The organism is Methanophagales archaeon (genome assembly GCA_021159465.1).
GTDB lineage: Archaea > Halobacteriota > Syntropharchaeia > Alkanophagales > Methanospirareceae > G60ANME1.
Genome location: JAGGRR010000233.1, coordinates 1 through 2,129 on the forward strand (window position 1 = coordinate 1; position 2,129 = coordinate 2,129).

At 47.3% G+C, this 2,129-nt stretch carries 1 protein-coding gene; it reads left to right on the plus strand.

Annotation, left to right across the window (positions count from 1 at the left end; translation table 11 throughout):
* Window positions 1-223: 223 nt before the first annotated feature.
* Window positions 224-2,129: DUF2341 domain-containing protein (locus J7J01_09830; protein ID MCD6211159.1), on the plus strand; the 1,906-nt coding region annotated here is incomplete at its 3' end.

A 2,129-nucleotide genomic window follows, 5' to 3' on the forward strand; every position in this document is an offset into this window, starting at 1 on the left:
CAGTGTCAATGTCAGTGTCAATGTCAGTGGTAATGCCACAAATAACTCTTCTTCCGTTCCTGTTACGAATGCTGATACTGATACTGATACTAATACTGATACGAATAATATGTCAGAACACGTGTTGAATGATTCTTCTGTAGATAATAATTCTCCTTTTTCTTTTTCTGACCAAAATACATCATCAAATACATCATCAAATGTGATTCATGGGGATAATGCTGTGGCTGAGAATCACACCAATGTCACTTCAGAAGCTGCAGCAGAGGCAGAATCCGAAGGAAATCGTTCTTCGGGGCAGACCAACACGGATAACAAAACGGATACGGATACGGAGACTGATACGGAGACTGTGCTGGGTGCGATGCCCGACCTTGTTGTAACCGCGATTGAGACGCCAGGGAGCTTATGCCCCAATACCTCAAATGAGATAAAAGTAACAGTGGCGAACATCGGTGAGCAGGATATCACAACCCCCACTCCCTTCTATGTCTCACTCAAAGCCAATGAAACAGTAATAGATAGCAGGAGCATAAACGTCACACTGCCCGCTGCGGGTGAGCCCGTAACAATCAACTTCTCATGGACACCACCAAACACGGGCTCAGGCTCATATACTCTGACCGCAGTGGCAGACTCCGAGAATACGCTCAGCGAATCGAACGAAACGAACAACTGGTACACGATAAGCGTAACGATAAACGAAACCATAAACAAAGAATCCAGACCAGACCTCATCATAAAAGATATACAGACGCCTGACAAAGTCTATTCTAACGTCTCGAATACCATCACCGCAACGATAGAAAACATCGGAAATGCGAATACAAGCGTCTTCAAGGTTGCGTTTTATCTCAATGATACTGATACCGCTTTATGTCTAAAAACGGTCAATGCACTCCCTGTGGCTACGAATACGACCCTCAGCTTCGATTGGACTCCGGTTCACGCCGGGAACTACACCATAAACGTCATTGCCGATCCTGAGAATGAAACAATCGAATTAAACGATAGCAATAACGTAAACACGCTAAATATCACTGTGTTTGGGGTATCTCAGACCGACCTTAAAGTAGTCAAATTCGAGACTGCGGCTGTGGAACCATTCTTTGCCGGTGAATTGAATCTAATAAAGGCACGGATAAAGAACGTGGGCAGAGATGCCGGCAGTTTTGAGGTTTCACTGCTTGTGAATGAAGCTGAAACGCCTGTAGATACAGAGAGAATACCATCACTCGCATTCAATACAGAGACGGTCGTGACATTCGGCTGGGTGCCTGAGAGCGAGGGCGACTATCGGTTGAACATCACTGTGGACGCGAATAACGAACTAATTGAGGAAAATGAGACGAACAACCACGAGGAGATAAATGTGCATGTCCGTCCCGCACCGTCCTGGCATTATGAGCAGAACATCACGGTGGAAAATCCATTAAATTGCACGCTTCACGACTATCCTGTCCTGTTGAGGCTTGACCCCTCTATATTCAACTATTCGGAGGTGCGTCATGGTGGTGAGGATATCTCGTTCAAAGTCGGTGTCGGTTGCGAGCCGATTCCATACTGGATAGAGCGCTGGAACCGTTCGGGTGAGAGCCTAATCTGGCTGCGGCTTGAGGAGATACCACCCGGCAGGCACAGACTGAAAATGTACTGGAATGCGTCTGCGCCTGATATACCCTCAAGGAGCGATGGTCACCTCATATTTGACTTATTTGACGATTTCGAGTGTGCAGAATGCTTCAATAGTTGGAGCAGGGACTGCATACGCTATGGCGTCTCCACGCCGTGTAACTTCTCTCTTTTCAACGATACGCCCGATAATTCTTCATATTCTGCGAAGATTACCGCACACCGCTGGGCAGATTGCATCGGCATCCTGCATAAGAATGTAAGCATCGTCCAGCCACGACTGGAGTTCTGGATGCGAACCGAAGGCAAGCGGAATGAGAAGCTGCGGGCTGGTGCTCTCGCTGGCAATATCTCCGCAGACGATTTCGAGCGTGTATTTGAGACTGAGAATGTGACGGATTGGCGTCTCGTCTCTGTAAACCTTTCAGAGTTCGTGGGCAGGAACACAGATTTGGGCTTCTTCGCAGCGAACAACTGGTGGAACTACAATGTGAGCA